The 17,219-nt window shown below is 71.7% G+C and carries 12 protein-coding genes and 1 pseudogene; 7 read left to right on the plus strand and 6 right to left on the minus strand.

Features of this window, described 5'->3' with window-relative positions; all coding sequences use genetic code 11:
* Positions 1 to 269: 269 nt before the first annotated feature.
* Positions 270 to 3,449, minus strand: a complete 3,180-nt coding sequence (locus ACYVOM_RS32720; protein WP_460307433.1) for a BTAD domain-containing putative transcriptional regulator — start codon at positions 3,447 to 3,449, stop codon at positions 270 to 272.
* A gap of 82 nt (positions 3,450 to 3,531) precedes the next feature.
* Here ACYVOM_RS32720 and ACYVOM_RS32725 point away from each other — a divergent pair, with 82 nt between their 5' ends.
* Positions 3,532 to 4,584, plus strand: a complete 1,053-nt coding sequence (locus ACYVOM_RS32725) for a DUF4267 domain-containing protein (protein ID WP_460307434.1) — start codon at positions 3,532 to 3,534, stop codon at positions 4,582 to 4,584.
* A gap of 139 nt (positions 4,585 to 4,723) precedes the next feature.
* On the opposite strand, the gene ACYVOM_RS32730 is transcribed toward ACYVOM_RS32725, so the two are convergent.
* On the minus strand, positions 4,724 to 6,523 hold the full coding sequence (locus tag ACYVOM_RS32730) for an alkyl/aryl-sulfatase (protein WP_460307566.1): 1,800 nt from the start codon (positions 6,521 to 6,523) through the stop codon (positions 4,724 to 4,726).
* 260 nt (positions 6,524 to 6,783) lie between these two features.
* The gene (locus tag ACYVOM_RS32735; RefSeq protein WP_460307435.1) at positions 6,784 to 7,476 is read right to left on the minus strand and encodes a helix-turn-helix domain-containing protein; all 693 of its coding nucleotides are present in this window, start codon (positions 7,474 to 7,476) and stop codon (positions 6,784 to 6,786) included.
* 138 nt (positions 7,477 to 7,614) lie between these two features.
* Here ACYVOM_RS32735 and ACYVOM_RS32740 point away from each other — a divergent pair, with 138 nt between their 5' ends.
* From ACYVOM_RS32740 to ACYVOM_RS32750, 3 genes and pseudogenes are all read left to right on the plus strand, one after another.
* Complete coding sequence (locus ACYVOM_RS32740; protein WP_460307436.1) at positions 7,615 to 8,448, plus strand: lysostaphin resistance A-like protein; 834 nt, start codon at positions 7,615 to 7,617, stop codon at positions 8,446 to 8,448.
* Between the two features lie 75 nt (positions 8,449 to 8,523).
* A pseudogene (locus ACYVOM_RS32745) lies at positions 8,524 to 9,198 on the plus strand (sensor histidine kinase); the annotation flags it as partial.
* Positions 9,195 to 9,854: a response regulator gene (locus ACYVOM_RS32750; protein ID WP_460307437.1), complete on the plus strand. Its 660-nt coding sequence runs from the start codon at positions 9,195 to 9,197 to the stop codon at positions 9,852 to 9,854. The pseudogene ACYVOM_RS32745 and the gene ACYVOM_RS32750, both read left to right, overlap by 4 nt.
* A 32-nt stretch (positions 9,855 to 9,886) precedes the next feature.
* Here the strand turns inward: ACYVOM_RS32750 and ACYVOM_RS32755 are convergent, their stop codons facing one another.
* A complete protein-coding gene (locus ACYVOM_RS32755) occupies positions 9,887 to 10,315 on the minus strand; it encodes a MarR family winged helix-turn-helix transcriptional regulator (protein ID WP_460307438.1) in 429 nt (142 codons plus the stop codon).
* A 104-nt stretch (positions 10,316 to 10,419) separates the two neighbouring features.
* Between ACYVOM_RS32755 and ACYVOM_RS32760 the strand changes: the two genes are divergently transcribed.
* A complete protein-coding gene (locus ACYVOM_RS32760; protein WP_460307439.1) occupies positions 10,420 to 11,346 on the plus strand; it encodes a hypothetical protein in 927 nt (308 codons plus the stop codon).
* A 273-nt stretch (positions 11,347 to 11,619) separates the two neighbouring features.
* Here the strand turns inward: ACYVOM_RS32760 and ACYVOM_RS32765 are convergent, their stop codons facing one another.
* Both ACYVOM_RS32765 and ACYVOM_RS32770 read right to left on the minus strand, forming a co-directional pair.
* Positions 11,620 to 11,937 carry a hypothetical protein gene (locus ACYVOM_RS32765; protein WP_460307440.1) on the minus strand — a complete coding sequence of 106 codons (318 nt, stop codon included), beginning with the start codon at positions 11,935 to 11,937 and terminating at the stop codon, positions 11,620 to 11,622.
* Between the two features lie 23 nt (positions 11,938 to 11,960).
* On the minus strand, positions 11,961 to 15,125 hold the full coding sequence (locus tag ACYVOM_RS32770; protein ID WP_460307441.1) for an AfsR/SARP family transcriptional regulator: 3,165 nt from the start codon (positions 15,123 to 15,125) through the stop codon (positions 11,961 to 11,963).
* Between the two features lie 378 nt (positions 15,126 to 15,503).
* On the opposite strand from ACYVOM_RS32770, the gene ACYVOM_RS32775 reads away from it, so the two are divergent.
* Both ACYVOM_RS32775 and ACYVOM_RS32780 read left to right on the plus strand, forming a co-directional pair.
* The gene (locus tag ACYVOM_RS32775) at positions 15,504 to 15,770 is read left to right on the plus strand and encodes a hypothetical protein (protein WP_460307442.1); all 267 of its coding nucleotides are present in this window, start codon (positions 15,504 to 15,506) and stop codon (positions 15,768 to 15,770) included.
* A 180-nt stretch (positions 15,771 to 15,950) separates the two neighbouring features.
* The gene (locus ACYVOM_RS32780; RefSeq protein WP_460307443.1) at positions 15,951 to 17,177 is read left to right on the plus strand and encodes a hypothetical protein; all 1,227 of its coding nucleotides are present in this window, start codon (positions 15,951 to 15,953) and stop codon (positions 17,175 to 17,177) included.
* The last annotated feature ends 42 nt before the right edge of the window (positions 17,178 to 17,219 follow it).

Below are 17,219 nucleotides of genomic sequence, written 5' to 3' on the forward strand. Positions count from 1 at the left end.
TCGGACATCAAGACCGAGCCCGCCTCCCGCCGCGCGAGCCCGCGTTCCGTGTCCTCGACGAGCCCGTCACGGGCTCGCCCCGGCGGGCGTCGCCGAGATCCGCGCCCTGCTGCGTGAACGCCGGCACCGCCCCCTGATCCGGCTCGCCAGTGCGGGCAGGGCCTGGCCCGGCGACGCGGAACAGGACTGTGAGGTGACCTCAGTGTGAGTCATCACTCAGTAAGAGACCTCAGTGTGAGTGATCCTCTGTGAGGTGAGCTCAGTGTGAGTCATTCTCCGTGAGGTGTGCTCCAGAGGGCGGTGATCTCGGCGGCGCGCTGGAGGTGGCCGGTGGGGTCCCTGCCGAGGAGCCGGGCCAGCGAGGCGAGGGTGTCGGCGGGCGGCGCCAGGGCGAGGGAGAGGCTCTCCAGACCGGCGGGAGGGCCGTCCTGATGCGGGAGAAGCGCCTCGTACAGGTCCGCGGCCTCTGCGGCGTCGCCCAGCGCGAGGACCGTCATCGCGCGGAAGGTGCAGAACATCGTGAAGTAGAAGTCCGGCTGGATCGGGGCGGCGGACGCGTGCAGGCGGCGGGCCTCGTCGAGGCGGCCCGCCGCGGCGTGCGAGGCGGCGAGGACGTCGCCGACCAGGGGGGCCAGCCCGGCGGGAACAGGGTCGGCCTCGGCGAAGTCGGCGAGGCGTCCGCGCCCCGCGGCGAGGGCGGCGCGGGCGAGCAGGGCGAACCCGTCGGCGTGCAGCGACCCCTGCTCGGCCATCGCGCCGGTCGCCGCCGCGTAGTGCCGTTCGGCGTCGTCGAAGCGCCCTTCGGCGGCGGCGAGGGCGGCCCGCGCGGTCTCGCAGACGGCGGACGCCTCGGGCATCCGGTATCGGCGGGCCAGTTCTGCGGCCTCCGCGACCAGGGCGCGCACCTCGGCGGGACGGCCCAGCCGCACGAACGCCCCCGCGAGGTTGTACGTGCCCGCCCACAGCGCCTCGGGCATGTCGTGTTCGGCGCCGAGGGCGCGCAGCTCGCGGGCGTGCCGCACCTGGTCGTCGGTCTCGCGGTGGTCGTGCTCGCGGCCGAGCGTGAGGAGGGTCAGCACGCGCAGCTTCGGATCGCCCAGGCTCCGGGCGATGCCGACGGCCTCCTGGGCCGCGGCCCTGCCGCGCGGATCGCCGGTGCCCGACAGCTCGGCGGCGCAGGCGTCGAGGAGCCGGCACCGTACGTCCGGGGCGAGATCGGCGCGCGCCAGGAGGCGGGACAGCAGGGCGACGAGGCGGTCGTCGACGACGCCGTAGGGGCGCACCTGCCAAGGGGCGGGCTCGGTCCACGCGGTGAAGGCCGCGATCAGGAGGTCGTCGCGCCGCGCCCGCTCGGCGAGATCGACGGCGCGCTGCCGGGTGGCGCGGGCGTCCTGGATCGCGCCCGCGCGCGCCTGGGCGCGCAGCAGGCGGCCCAGCAGGTCGACGCGCTCGGCGTCGTCGCGGTTCGGCAGGCGTTCGAACGACACGAGGGCCTGGGCGAGCAGTTCCACCGCGGTCTCGTGGGCGTAGCGGGTCTCGGCCAGTCCGGCGGCCCGGACGCAGTACGCGACGGCCTTGGCGGCGGTCGCGGCGGAGGCGGCGCGGTGGAAGTGGTACGCCAGCGCGGGCACGTCGTCGGGGGCGAGGCGTTCCAGGGCCGCGCCCAGCCTCGCGTGCATCCGGGTGCGCCGCGGCGCGCTGAGGTCGGCGACCATGGCGCTCTGGACGAGCGCGTGCGCGAACCTGACCCGGCCCGGGGACCGTTCGGCGAGCAGCCCCGCGACGAACCCGGCGTCGAGCGCGTCGAGCACCCCTTCCTCGTCGGCGTCGGCCGCGAGCACGAGCGTGTCCACGTCGATCTCGCGGCCCGCGACGGCGGCGAGGCGCAGCACCGCCGCGGCGGCCTCGGGCAGGCGTGCGAGGCGGCGGCGCAGGACGTCGCGGACGCCCTCGGGGACCTCCGAAGTCGCCACGAGCGCGCCCTCGCTGCTGAGCAGGCGCGCGCTCTCCCGGACGTAGAAGGGGTTGCCCCCGGTGCGTTCGGCGAGTGCCGAGACCGTGGCGGCGTCCACGTCACCGCACTCGGCGGTGACGATCCGGGCGACCGCCTGCTCGGGCAGCCCGCGCAGGGCGAGGCGGAGCGGGGAGCGGCGGGCGAGGACGGCGAGCGTGCCGGTGAGGCGCGCGCCGATCTCGTCGGCCCGGTAGGCGGCGACGACGAGCAGGGGCGCGTCGCCGGAGAGCGCGGCGAGCAGCGCGAGGGTCTCGGTGTCCGCCCAGTGCAGGTCGTCGAGCATGACGGCGAGGGGCCGTCGCCGGGCCGCGTCGTTCAGCCAGGTCCAGACGGCGCGGTGGAGCCGGAACCGGCCCGCCGTGGTGTCGCGGGAAGCCACCGCGGTGGCGTCCCGCAGCAGCGGCGCGACCTCCGCGGGGGCCGGGACCTGCCCGGACAGCGAGGTCAACGCCTCGGTCCAGGCCCAGGCCGGGGGAGCGCCCTCGCTCTCCGGGCAGCGGCCGGTCACGACGGCCCAGCCGTGCTGGTGCAGGACGTCGGCGAGCCGGGTCAGCAGGGCGGTCTTGCCCAGTCCCGCCTCGCCGGTGACGAGCGCGACGCGCAGGCCGCCCCGGCCCGCGAGCCCGGTCAGCGCGGAAAGTTCGGTGTCGCGGCCGAGGAACAGGTCGCGGTCGGGGACGGGCGGGGGAGTCGGCGCGGCGACGGGTTCGGGAAGGCCGGTGCGCTGCTGGAGGATAGCCCCTTCCAGGGCCGCCAGCGCGGGGCCGGGATCGAGCCCGAGTTCGTCGGCGAGCGTGGCGCGGGCCCGGCGCAGCGCGGCGAGGGCGTCGGCCTGGCGGCCCGCGTTCCACAGCGCCAGGGCCAGCAGCCGCCAGCCCTCCTCGCGGAGCGGATCGGCACCGGTGAGGAGCTCGGCCTCGGGCACGGCTCCCGCGGCGTCGCCCGCGCGCAGCAGGTCGGCGACGTGCTGTTCGCGGGTGGCGAGGCGCATCGCGTCGAGGCGGCCGATCTCGGCCTGCGCCCACGGCTCGTCGGCGAACTCCGCGAACGCCGGACCGCGCCACAGCGCCAGCGCCTCGGAGCGCCGCTCGGGATCGCGGGCGAGGACGTCGAACCGCCACGCGTCCACGGCAGCGTCCGGGAGACGGAGCGCGTAGCCGGGCGCCGCGGAGACGAGCACGCGCGCGGGGGCGCGCGGCGGGCGGTCCGGCTCCAGCAGCCTGCGCAGGTTGGAGATGTAGGCCTGGAGGGAGGTGACGGCCTGGGCGGGGGGTTCGCCCCGCCACAGATCCTCGACCAGGCGATCCACCGACACGACCTGGCCGCGCGCGGCGACCAGCAGCGCGAGGACGGCTCGCTGCCGCGGCCCGCCCAGCGCCACGCGCGCGCCCGATACCTCGGCCTCGAACGCCCCGAAAACCCGAATCCGTAGCATTTCGCATTGATCGTAATATCCGGTTCGGCTTCCAAGTCACGTTCCATGCCGGTTCCAAGACGTCCCGCGCAGCCTTGGGGACATGAACACCGACACGGTCCCCGCCACCCTCTCCTTCACCCACTCCATGGTCGTCATCCACCGCGGCCTCCGCCGCGAGTCGCGTCTGCTCGTCGAACTGGTCGGCGCGACCCGGCCCGGTGACGTCCGCCGCGCCCGAGTGCTCGCCGCGCACCTCGCGGACTACCTGGTCGGCCTGCACAACCACCACCACGGCGAGGACGAGCTGATCTGGCCGACGCTGCTGTCCCGGGTGGACCTGGACGCCGACATCGTCCTGCGGATGGAGGCCCAGCACGAGAAGGTCGCCGCCACCATCGAGCGGCTGCGCGGCCTCGCCGGGCCGTGGGCGCGTTCCGCGGACGCCGCGGCCCGCGACGCCCTGACCGCTGCGCTCACCGAACACCGCGCCGTCCTGGTCGAGCACCTGGACGATGAGGAGGCGAACCTGCTCCCGCTCGCCGAGCGGCACCTCACCGAGGCCGAGTGGAACGCCCAGGGAGAGCACTTCGTCCAGCACACCCCCAAGACCAAGATCCTGAAGCTCCTCGGCATCGTCCTGGAGGACGCCACCCCGCAGGAGCGCGCGGAGTTCCTCGCCGGACTGCCCGCTCCGGCGCGCGCTGTGTGGCGGTTCTACGGGGCACGTCACTACGCGGGTGTGATGCGGCGGCTCCGCGAGGACGTCCGCACATCCCGCACCGGCACCGCCCTCGCCGCCCTCACCGGCGTCGGCATCACCTACGTCGGGCTCTCCTACCTCCTCGACCCGGCGGGCACCGCGCCGGGCTTCGGCCTCCCGGCCTGGCCGACCGGCGACGCCGCCGCGTGGCTGAACATCAAGGGCGTGCGCGACCTCGCCACGGGCCTCACCGTCTTCGCGCTGCTCGCCGCGGGCAGGCGCGAGGCGCTCGGCTGGGTGATGCTGGCGTTCGCGACGATCCCCGCCGGCGACATGCTGACGATCCTCGCCCACCGCGGTTCGACGGCCGCCGCTCTCGGCATCCACGGCGTCACGTCGGCCGCCGTCCTCACCTCGGCCCTCCTCCTCATCCGCGCGTCCCGCCGCCGCTGACGGAGGCGGCCGCGCGGAAAGGGCCCGCGAGCGCCCGGGGCTCGCGGGCGGAGCCGGCCCTTGATCCGCCCCCGCCGGACGGAGACGGCCGGGCACCCCGCGTCGCGGAGACGACGTCGCGGAGATCACGGGGCGGTGGTCAGGGCGTGACGATGGCGAAGTCGCGGTCGGGCTCGTCGAGGAGACCGAGGAGGGTGGTGAAGACGCTTCGGTCGCCGTCGGCGTGGACGCCTTCGAGGCGGCCCGTCGCGATGACGTCCAGGAGTTGCGGCTTGGTCATCGTCAGCGTCAGGTCGGTCGCGGCTCCCGCGTGGTGGGCGCTCTGGGTGAGGACGCCGTTCGCGAGGGTCAGGCGGACCTCTTCTTTGAGGTCGGTGAGGACCCAGTCGATGGTGAGGCGGGTGTGCCAGGCGCGCGGACCGTTGACGCGGATCGCCAGGGAGTCGAAGAGCTGCTCGACGCTGAGGGCGGCCATGACGTCCGGGCTCGCGCTGTCGAGGGAGGCCGCCGCCTTGTGCCCGCGCAGCTCGGCCGCGCCCTGGAGGTAGAAGTTCCGCCAGGTGCCGTTCTCGCTGCCGTGGCCGAGCCGGGTGTAGACGTCGGCGAGCATCCCGCGCACCTCGGGGTCTCCGAGGTCGGCGAAGACGAGGTAGTTGAGAACCTGGGCGGCCCAGCGCAGGTCGCCCGCCTCGATGGACGCCTGCGCCTTGGGCAGGATCGACTCGCGACCGCCCATGAACGCCACGTGCCTGCGCGCCGACTCCTCGGGCGGCAGCTCCCACAGGTGGGCGGGGTTGCCGTCGAACCAGCCCATGTACCGCTGGTAGATGGCCTTGACGTTGTGGGACACCGAGCCGTAGTAGCCGCGCGCGTGCCAGGCCCCGGCGAGAGCGGGCGGCAGTTCGATCGCCTCGGCGATCTCAGGGCCGGTCAGGCCCTGGTTGAGCAGGCGCAGGGTCTGGTCGTGCAGGAAGGCGTACAGGTCGCGCTGCTGCGACAGGAACCGGGACAGCTCCTCGGTCCCCCAGGTCGGCCAGTGGTGGGAGGCGAACAGCACGTCCGAGCGGGCCGCGAACATGCCGATCGCCTCGGTCAGGTAGCGCGCCCACGCGCGCGGGTCGCGGACCGGCGCGCCGCGCAGCGTGAGGATGTTGTGGAGGTTGTGGGTGGCGTTCTCCGCCATGCACAGCGCCCTGTGCTCGGGCAGGTAGAAGTTCATCTCGGCCGGCGCCTCGGTGCCCGGGGTGAGCTGGAAGACGATCCGCACCCCGTCGACGGTCTCCTCGTGCCCCGTCTCGGCGATCGACAGGGTCGGCTCGATGAGGGAGACCGTCCCGGTCGACGTCGTCACGCCCAGGCCCGCGCTGAGCTGTCCTTCGGGGCCCCGTCCGAGTTCCGCGCCGTACATGTAGATCGCCCTGCGGTTCATCGCCGTGCCCGCGTACACGTTCTCGGCGACGGCGTGCTCCAGGAAGCCGGCCGGGGCGAGGACCGGGACGTCCCCGCCCCCATCGATGACGCCGCGCACCCCGCCGAAGTGGTCGGCGTGCGAATGGGTGTAGATGACCGCCGTCACCGGCCGGTCGCCGCGGTGCTCGCGGTACAGCTCCAGCGCCGCCGCCGCGGTCTCCACCGACAGCAGCGGGTCCACCACGATCACCCCGCGCCCGCCCTCGATGAACGTGACGTTCGACAGGTCGAACCCGCGGACCTGGTAGATCCCGGCCGCCACCTGGTACAGGCCGTGCTTGGCCGTCAGCTGCGACTGCCGCCACAGGCTCGGGTGCGCGCTGTCCGGGCACGGCCCGTCGAGGAACGCCGAAGCCGCGAAGTCCCACACCACCCGCCCGGACCCGTCCTCGATGCGCTCCTGCGCCACCGTGCCGACGAACCCCCGGTCGGCGTCCTCGAAGTCCGTCCGGTCCTCCAGCGACGGCATGCTCTCCACGGCCACTCCCTGCTGCTCGTTGCTCCTCCCCGCTGCCTTCCCCCGATCCCGTCCCCCAAGGACCAGCACATGGCAATGAACCACCCCTTGGCGGCCTTCCGACGATGAGGGGCAGCCGGAGCCCCGGCGGTCACATCGGCCCAGGCGAGTTCCGCAGCCTCGGACCCCGACCTCGCCGCGCCGCCGCTGGTCGCACGCCGAGTCCGCCGGTTCGGCACCGGGCGGACACCGCATGTCGGCGTGGCCGCGATTCAGAAGCCGGTCAGGGCGGTCGGGCCGGAGGGCTCCTCTTCGTGCCATGCGGCGTCAGGGGGAGGGGCGCTGTGGGCCACGAAATGGCGGACGATGCGCAGCGCCTCTTCCAGGGGAACGGTGTGCGCGTCGGGGATCTCCTCGGGTCGCCCGTTGGACCGGGGGTAGCCGCCGCTGACGCCCTCGGCTCCGGGATCGATCGCGTGCCCGTCCGGATCGTCGAGCAGATCGGAGAACACCACCTGGGCTCTCCGCCCGTTGGACACGACGATCAGGATCCGTCCGGGCTCACCGTTCAGACAGGAGTGGAGCCGTCCTGCGGCGATCCTCTCCCGAAGCAGCCCGACCACCGTCTCAGCCGACACCTCTCCGGGCTCGTCGGCGAACTCCCACGACTCGACCACGACCACGATCCTTTCCGCCGCCGACCGGGCGGCGCGGGGGAATCGCCGACGTCTCCCGCCGGCCGAAGGACAGGACACGGCCGCCGGACCTCGTCGGCGTGCGTCCCATGCTAATTCGCCGAACACCCCGCGCGCCTCGGCCGGGAACCGCACGCCCTCCGGGGTCGGCCGCACCCGCCGCGACGTCCGGTCGGACAGCGGCAGGCCCAGCTCCCGCACCTGCTGGCTGACCGCGCGCTGCGCGAGATGCAGCCCCTCTGCGGCCCTCCCGAAGTGCAACTCGGCCACGGCGACAGAGCACGAAGTCCCCCGTGCGAGCTACCCGAGAGCGTCCACCGTGCGGTGACGTTTTCCGGCGGGTGAATGCCTAGTGTTCTGGCCGTGGCGGTGATGCGCCGTCACGAACCCCCCGCGAAGGAAGTCGTCATGCGGTTGTTGAAACAGCTCGTGCCCGTCGTGCTGGTCGCGTTCGTCGGAAGCGCGATCGTGGGCGCGGTGCAGGGAAGCGCCCTGCTCACCCTGCTCCTCGGCCTCGTGACGGCGGTGCTCGCCGTCGTCGTGTACGCCCGCGTGGTGCGGTGGTCGGAGCGGCGGGAGCCGGTGGAGGTGGCCGCGCAGGGCGCGGTTCGCGCCACGGGTCTCGGCGTGCTGATCGGGGTCGGCATGTTCGGGGCCGTCATCGTGAACATCGCGTTCATCGGCGGCTACCGGGTCGACGGCCTGGGCTCGCTGATGGGCGCGGCGGGCCTGTTCGGCTTCATGGCCGCCGCCGCGGTGACCGAGGAGCTGATCTTCCGCGGCATCCTGTTCCGGATCATCGAGGAGCGCGTCGGCACCTGGTCGGCGCTGGCGCTGACCGCTGTTCTGTTCGGCCTGTCGCATCTGGCGAACGAGCACGCCGGCCTGTGGGGCGCGATCGCGATCGCGATCGAGGCGGGCGGCATGCTCGCCGCCGCCTACGCCGCCACGCGCACCCTGTGGGTGCCGATCGGCCTGCACTTCGGTTGGAACTTCGCCGCGGCCGGCATCTTCAGCACCGAGGTCTCCGGCAACGGCGCCACCAAGGGCCTGCTGAATGCCGAGACCTCGGGCTCGGAGCTGCTCACCGGCGGCGCGTTCGGGCCGGAGGCGAGTCCCTACGCGGTCCTGTTCGGCCTGCTGCTGACCGTCGTGTTCCTGTGGCTGGCCCACCGCCGCGGCAACCTGGTCCCGTTCCGGCGCGGCGCCCGGGCGGACGCGGTCGCCGGGTCCGCCCGGTGATCGACCTGCGTGAAGTCCCGGATCTTTGGCGGCGCAGTTCCGTCACGGTCCGGGACGCGCCGTTCGCGCTGCTGCTGGCTGCGCTCCACCCGGGCCGTCGAGGCCGAACGCCGGCGCCACATCGCCGAGGCCACCCGCGTCGCCGAACGGACCCGCATCGCCCGCGAACTGCACGACGTCGTGACCCACCATGTGACGGCGATGGTCGTCCAGGCCGAGGCGGCGCGCTATCTGACCGCCGCGCCCGACCGTCTGGACGAGTCCCTGAGCGCCGTCAGCGACACAGGCCGGCGGGCCATAGCCGACCTGAGGCACCTGCTCGATCTGCTCGACCCCGGCCACGACACCGCGGTGAGGACGCCGTCCGTCGGCGACCTGCGCGCGCTCGTGGAGCAGACGCGACGGGCCGGGCAGCCCGTGGAGTTCACCGAGGAGGGAAGTCCTGCCGCATCCGCGGGCAGCGCCGAGTTCGTCACCTATAGGGTCGTGCAGGAATCTTTGACGAACGCCCTCAAATACGCCCACGGCAGCCGCACCGAGGTCAGGGTGCACTACGGCGAGAAGGAGATCCGCGTGGACGTCGGCACCGACGGCTCCGGCTCGGCGGCCGGCTCACCCCGTGGCAGCGGGCGGGGCCTCGCCGGGCTCCGCGAGCGCATCGACGCCCTGGGCGGCGAGTTCAGCGCGGGCCCGCAGGCCGACGGCGGGTTCGCCGTGCGGGCCCGCATCCCTGCGGGAGGCCGGTCGTGACCGCTCCCGTCCGCGTGCTGGTCTGCGACGACCAGGCGCTGATCCGCACCGGATTCGCCACGATCATCGGCGCGCAGCCCGACCTGGAGACGGTGGGGGAGTGCGGGGACGGCCGCACCGCCGTCGACCTCGCCCGCCGGCTGCTCCCGGACGTCGTGGTGATGGACGTGCGCATGCCGGTGCTCGACGGCATCGAGGCGACCCGCCTGCTGGCCGGCGCCGGAGTGGAGCGCCCCGTCAAGGTGCTCGTGGTGACGACGTTCAACCTCGACGAGTACGTCTACGAGGCGCTGCGCGCGGGCGCGAGCGGCTTCCTGCTCAAGGACGCCCCGCCCGCCCAGCTCCTGCACGGCATCCGCACCGTCGCCGCGGGCGCCGCGCTCCTGGATCCGGACGTGACGCGGAAGCTCGTCGGCAGATACGCGTCCCGCATCCGCCCAGCCCAGGACATACCAGAAGGTTCCGCCCTGACGCCCCGCGAGCTGGAGGTGCTGCGCCTCATCGCCGACGGCAGGTCCAACAGCGAGATCGCCGCCACCCTGGTGCTCAGCCAGGAGACCGTCAAGACGTACGTGTCACGCATCCTCACCAAGCTCGACCTGCGCGACCGCGTGCAGGCGGTCGTCTACGCCTACCGCAACGGCCTGGCGACCTGAGCCTGAGCCGTCCCGCCGACGACCCGGCCCGCTCAGCGCGCGTCCGTGAGCCTCTGCGCCAGGACGGTGTCGAGCAGCCCGGTGAGCCGGGGGAGCTGGGCGGGGTCCAGGCGGCCGATCGCGGGCGCCAGGGCCCGCCGGATGTCTTGCTCCACACGCTCGGCGAGCTCGCGGCCGGCCTGGGTCGCGTACACCTCGACGACGCGGCCGTCTTGTGGGTTTTTGCCGCGGGCCAGGAGCCCGCGGCGCTGGGCGCGGTCGATGAGGCCGGAAAGGGTGGACTTGTCCAGGCCGAGGTGGGCGGCCAGTTCGGTGACGCGGGCGCGGCGGTCGCGGAGGATGCCGAGGATCCGCAGCTGGCTGAGCGACAGGTCGTGCTCGCCGCCGACGCGGGTCAGCACGCCCGCCACCTCGAACGTGGTGCGGACGAGGGCGTCCATGGCGTCGTCGGCGGCGGTCATGCCGTCATGTTAGTGCGGGCGGGGCCGGTGCGGGCGTTGACTTGGTTTGCATTGCCAACTAGTCTTCTTTTGGTTAGCAATACAAACTACATCTGGAGGCCGCCATGCACGCCGCCGTCATCGAGTCGCCCGACGCCACGCCGGTCTACCGCGAACACCCCGACCCCGCGCCGCGCCACGGCGACGAGCTGGTCGTCGACGTTATCGCGGCAGGCCTGCACCATCTGACCAAGGCCAAGGCGAACGGCTCGCACTACTCCGCAGACGGGATGTATCCGCTGGTCCCCGGCGTCGACGGCGTCGTCCGCGACGTGGCGGGCGACCTCCGCTACGTGGTCCTGGACGACACGGCCATGGGCACGTTCGCCGACCGGACCCTCATCGACCCCCGCCGCAGCGTCGTCCTGCCCGACGGCGCCGACCCCGTGCGGATCGCCGCCGCGATGAACCCGGCCATGTCGTCCTGGGTCGCGCTGCGCCGGCGCGTCGACTTCCGCGCCGGTCAGCGCATCCTCGTCCTCGGCGCGACCGGAGGCGCTGGGCGGATGGCCGTCCAGATCGCCAAGCTGTTCGGCGCCGCCCAGGTCCTCGCCGCGGGCCGCGACATCACCCGCCTGAAGGAGCTGACCGCGCTCGGCGCCGACGAGACCCTCACCTTCGACGAACTCGCCCACGCCGCCGACGTCGACGTGGTCATCGACTACGTGTGGGGCGAGCCCGCCGCGCACGCCATGATCCCGATGCTCACCGCCCGCGCCGACCGCACCGCGCCGCTGACCTGGATCCAGATCGGATCCATCGCCGGCCACGACGCCCCGATCCCGTCGGCGGCACTGCGCTCGGCCCGCCTGCAGATCGTCGGCAGCGGCATCGGCTCCGTCCCCGCCCGCGACTTCCTCGCCGAACTCCCGGACCTGGCCGCGGCTGTGACCACGGGCAAGATCGACGTCCGCGCCCACCCCGTCCCCCTGGCCCAGATCACCCACCACTGGACCCCCGACCCCAACACCCGCCTCGTCTTCACCCCCTGACCCCACCGAGCCGGGGCCCCAACGCGGCCCCCCGGCTCCGCGGGTCCGGATGCGGGGTGCACGGACCCGGGTGCACGATCGGCCCGGGTGCTGGACCTGATCGGCGAGGGCCTGACGGTGGTGTTCTGCGGCGTGTCCCGCAGGGCGGCGCGGGGCCACCAGTTCGCGACGCCGGGCAGCAGGTCCTGGTTCGCGTTCCGGGCTCCGGCCGACCGGGTCCTCTGGAAGGGGGATTCGGCTCTCCGTCGCACCGAAGAGCAGGGCGGGCGATCGTCAGTTGATGGTGAGGTCGCCGTGGACGTCGCGGGTCTGGATCACGTTGCGCGCCATTCCGGAGAAGGAGTTGCTGACCATGCCCTGGGCCTGGCTCCACAGGTCGCGGCATTCCTGGTGGAAGGTGGGGTCTTCGGAGAACTCGGAGTCGAGCGCGGTCGCTGCGGTCTCGACCGTCTGCAGTTGCTCCTCGCGGCCCTGGAAGCGTTCGCGTACGCGTCCGAGGAGCGTGCCCAACGCGGTGCCGACCCCCTGGCCGGCACCCGTGGCCACTCCGGTGGCGACGGCCCCGGCGATGGCGAGTGTGATCGGATCCATGACACCTCCTGCGCAGAGAACCTTCAGTTCAGCACGGACCTGGGGGTGAAGACCAGAGGATCGGCTCTGAGGAGGGTGGAAGGAGGCGATCTGTGGCGTATGGGTCGATGCCCTAAGGATTCCCGGCCGTCTGCCCGGGTCCCGGCGGTGCGAAGGCGGATGGCTATCAGCGCGGCCTCGGGTGCGCCGATTCCCTCGAAAAGGTCCAAAGCCTGGCGCCAGTGAATGCGAGCGGCGTCCGGGCCACTGGTGCTCAGGATGATCGACCCCATTCCGTCGTGAATCCTGGCCTGCTGGCGGGGGTCGCCCATCTCTTGGGCGAGCGTGAGTGCTCGTCGGTAGTTGTCCAGCGCCGACGCGTGACGACCGAGGCCCCCCTCGGCGTCCCCGATGCCGGCCAGCGCGCGTGTGAGTTCGTAGAGCTCGCCGATGGATTCGGCGATGTCCTTCGCCTCAGTGTGGTGGATGATCGCCTCGCTGTGCATCTCCAATTCGAGATAGGTCGAGCCGATGCTGTTGAGTGCGCTGGCGATGTTGCGGCGGTCGCCCGTATCTCGAAAAGTGGCCAGGACCTGTCGGTAACTGCGCAGCGCCTCGCGGTAGTTCCCCTTGTAGCGTTGGATGCTGCCGAGATTGTTCTGGACGATGGCCAACGCCTGCTTGCCCTTGATGTTCTCGTAGATCGACATGGCTTCCCGGTAATGCGCCACGGCGTCCCGGTGCATACCGCGGCGGCGGTGGACCTCTCCGAGGTTGTTGAGTGTCATGGCCTCGCCTCGACGATCACCGATCCGGCGGAAGATGGCGAGAGAGGCGGTGAAACTCTCCACCGCCTCCGGGTAGCGGCCGAGGTGGCAGTACACGATCCCGGTGTGCCCGAGTGCTTCGGCCTCCCCGCGAATGTCCCGTGTGTGGTGATAGATGGCGTGCGCCTCCTGATGGTGGGCGAGTGCTTCCCGAATGTTTCCGTTCGACCAGTGGACGATGCCCATCCAGTCGAGGGTCTCGGCCTCTGCCCTTTCGTCCGGGAAACCTCGAAAAAGACTTCCCGCCTCCCGGAACTTGTCGAGTGCCGCACCGTGATGTCCCGTTCGGAACAGGACGAGGCCGAGTTGGAACATGGCCTGGGCGACGCCCTGCGGTTCGTCGAGGGTGCGGTAGGCCAGGAGAGCCATCTCTGCGCAAGAGGTGCACTCCTCCCACAGTCCTGAGGTCTCCAGATACGTCGAGATCGCGATGGCGAGATCCGCGCCCTGCTTGCGCCATTCATGGTGGATGGCGTACTGGGCGACCGTCAGCATGTTCCGCCACTCGGTCTCCAGCACTTCGCGGAAGGCGGTTTCCCCCGATGGCGGACCCAGTCGTGGCCTGTCCGGGTCCTTGGCTCGGCGCCGGTGGGGATGCAGAGCTCGGTCCGCCTCGTGGGCGACGTCGAGGTAATACGAGGCCAGGCGTTCGATACTGCGGCGATTCTCTGAGGGTTCGTCCTCGCGGGTGCCGCGGTCCCGCGCGAACAGTCGTGTCAGATCGTGCAGCACGTACCCGGCACGCGAATCTCCGGAGAGCACATGGTGCTCGACGAGAGTTTCGATGTCCGCACGCACCTCGTCGGCGGTGACACCGACGAGAACCGCGGCAGAGCGCTCGGTCGTCCGCGGACACGGGCTCACCGCGATCCGGCGGAGCAGGCGACGCTGCCGTTCGGACAGTTGCTGGTAGGAGAGTTCGAAGGCCGCGTCGATCGCTGAGTCGGTGTCCCACTCGCGATCGTCCGGTCCGCTGGAAAGAAGGTCGGTCATGAGGGCGGCCGCGTCGTTGGCGTACCTGTCGCGCAGGCTGGCCGCGGCGAGCTTGATCGCCAGGGGGAGGTTGCCCAGACGCGCGACGATCTGAGACGCCATCGGGTCGTCCTCCGGCTGCCCGGCCGCCTGGATGAGGAGGGCCCGCGCCTCTTTCGGCGGTAGGACGTCCAGGTGCACGCGCCGAGCCCGGACGACGGACGTCAGACGTCTGCGCGTGGTCACCAGGACACGGATGTCTCCCGTGATGGGCAGGATCGGTTCGATCTGGGCGGGATCGGTGACGTCGTCGAGGACGACGATCAGTCGGCGGTGTGCGATCTCACGCTGCCAGAGCGCGGCACGTTGCGGGAGCGCGGCGGGCAACGGGGTGGGCGGCACCTCCAGCATGCGAAGGAGTTCGGCGAGGGCCACTGACGGGGTGAGCGGGCCCTGCCCTGGTTCGTGCTCGCGGAGGTTCAGGTAGAGCTGCGCGTCGGGATACTGACGGCTCAGCCGGTGCGCCGCGTGGCACGCGAGCGCGGATTTCCCGACCCCGGGCATGCCCTCGATGATGTCGACCATCGATCCGGCATCCGGTCTGCCGGTGAGGAGGGCGAGCTCGTCCGCTCTTCCCGTGAACCCGGCAGGCGATGGCGGAAGGGTGTGGGGCTGGTCGGCCCGGCCTGTCCTGCGGTACAGAGGGGTCACGGCCAGGTCGAGATCCCGGCGCAGGATCTTCTGGTGGATCTCGCGCAGTCGGACTCCGGGTTCCGAGCCGTAGGAATCGAGAAGAAGCCCGCGGGTCTCCTGATAGACGCGGAGCGCGTCGGCCTGCCGGTCGCACCGGTAGAGCGCGACCATGAGGTGGCACACGAGTCGTTCGTCCTCAGGATGATGGGCGAGCAGCCGGTGCAGTTCGCCGACGACGTCGGCGTGCCGGCCGAGGCGGAGTTCGAGTTCGATCCGCTCCAGACGCGCTGCCCGCATCTCTTCGAGAAGGCCCGCCCGGATGGCCTGCGTCCAGCGGCCGGAGAGCCCGGCCAGCGGCTCGGCACCGCATTCCGCCTCGGCTGCGACGAACAGGGCGAGGGCCTTGCTCTCGTCCCCGCTCTCGGCTATGGACAGGGCCTGGCGCCTCAGGCGGCGGAACCGGAAGAGATCGATCACCTCCTCGTGGTCGGCGACGACCGCGGTGTAGGTTCCGGCGTGCGCTCTGATCTCGACGGCCCCGCCTGTCGTCCGCGCGAGCCGGCGGCGTGCGCGCGAGATGTAGCTGATCAGCGTCACGCGGGCCTGCTCGGGCACCTCGTCGTCCCAGACATGGGAGATGAGGGCGTCCGTTGAAACGGGGCGACCGCATTCCAGCAGCAGCGCGGCCAGGACCTTCTGCTCGCGGAGCGTGCCCACGGGGTGCGTTCTCCCGCGCCAGGTCACTTCCAACGGACCCAGCAACCGAATGGCGTCCATCACGGGCCTCCGCACCCACCGTCCCCAGCACCCACTGGGGATTCTGCCACCGGCATGGGTGATTTGCCAGGGATAGTCACCTTCTGCGGTTTATGGCTATTTATGTAGCGCTATCCAAGGCGGCGGGGGTGACGGCTACTAAGCGGCATCTGGGAAGGTCTGTGCGGTGGTGCTCACCTGCTTGAATAAGGAAGAAATCTGGCATGGCGGGCATGTTGGAAATGCGTGTCCATGGACAAGGTTTCCGCTACTGTTCCCCTGCTGCCTTATTTTGGGCGGTAATCAACCCCTTACTACCTAAAGGGAAGTGGGTATCGGATGGCCGTTAGCGCCTCTGCCATCGTCCGCGTAGGGACGGCGGCGCTCGTCACGATGGGCCTGGTGCTCTCGCCCGCGACTTCGTCCTCCGGGGCGGAGGGCGGGCCCGGGCAGGCCAGGACCGCTTCCGTCGTGACGACGGAGACCCCGGAGGGCCGGGGCACCTGCGATGACGCCGGGTATCTCGCCGCGATCTTCATCGTCGGCTACGTCTCCGGCGGCGGGGCTCCCATCGCTGGTGACTGCCCGGAGGCGGTGGCCGTTTAAGCCCGTAGAGCGCAGAGGGCCGGGGATCCGCCGCCGGTCCTCTGCTTGCATTATCCAGGTTCCGGTGGAGTGCACGCAGGACATCCAGGAAAGTGCAAGCGGGACATCCAGCCCCCAGCCGCAGACTGACGCCCACGGCCGCTGAAGTCGGCCTTGGCCGTTGCGAGCGGAGGTCTGCAGATGGACATCGACTGGAGGCGCGGGCCCTTCGGGCTCGATGCGGAGAAAGGCGCGACAGTGCCCGGCCTGAAAAGGGTGCTGGCCGTCGTTCACCATCTCACGGCGGCGACCCGCCTGGCTGATGTCATGCCGTTGGTGGAGCGGGACAGAAGGGTGCAGGTGGTCTACACCGTCGCCTCTTCTTCGGTGCTGTCCGGCGGGGCGGCCGCACACCTCGACCGGTCAGGAGCGGCCGTGATCCCCTGGGCGCAGGCGACGAACACGGCGTTCGACCTAGCGGTGGCAGCGGGTCACGGCGGTCTGGAGCAGGTGCACGCGCCGGTCCTCTGGCTGCCGCACGGCATCGGCCCCAACACCCTCGGCCATCGGTGGGCCGGTCATGGACTGCCGGCGTCCCGGCCGGTGGCGGGGCTGCGGCCGGAGGCGATCGTGGCCGGCGGTCGAGTCATCCCCACGGTCATCGCGGTGGCGCAGGAGGAGCACCGGGAAGAGATCCGACGCGCCTGCCCGGAAGCCGAACCCGCCGTGGTGGTGGCCGGTGATCCCGCCTACGACCGGATGGTCGCCAGCGCCGGATCGCGCTCGGCGTTCCGAGCCGCCCTGGGCGTCTCGCCGCGACAGCGGCTGGTCCTCATCTCCTCGACCTGGGGTCCGCGCAGCTTGCTCGGACGACATCCCGACCTACCCGACCGTTTGGCCGCAGAACTGCCGGTGCAGAGCTACCGAGTGCTCATTTCAGCTCATCCGAATATATGGACCTGGCACGGTTCGAAACAGGTCAGGTCCTGGTACTCCCGGGAGAACGTCGAGTTGCTGCGCCCCGACGAAGGATGGGGTGGAGCACTCGTGGCGGCCGACCTCGTCCTGGGCGACCACGGGTCCGTGACCTATTACTCGGCGGCCCTCGGTGTGCCCGTCGCCATAGCCGCCTTCCCCGATGATGACGTTCTTCCCGGCTCCCCGGTCGGGCTCCTCGGCCGGGTCGAAAGCCGCCTCGATCTCAGTCGGCCCCTGCATGCTCAGCTCACGGCGGTGATGGGGCGGGACCGCACCGGCAGGAAGGAGATCTTCCGTGCACGGCTCACCTCCAGGCCCGGCCGGTCGGCGGAGATCCTGCGACAGACGATGTACCGCCTCCTGGGGCTGACCGAGCCTGAGGAACGCGCTCATTCCGCTGCTCTCCCGCTGCCGAGGCTCGTGCGCCGGCAGGAGGCCGGGAACCGATGAGCACCTTCCTCGCGGCGGTGAGCCTCGGCTGCGCTGCGGATC

It is taken from the genome of Actinocorallia aurea (assembly GCF_054783995.1).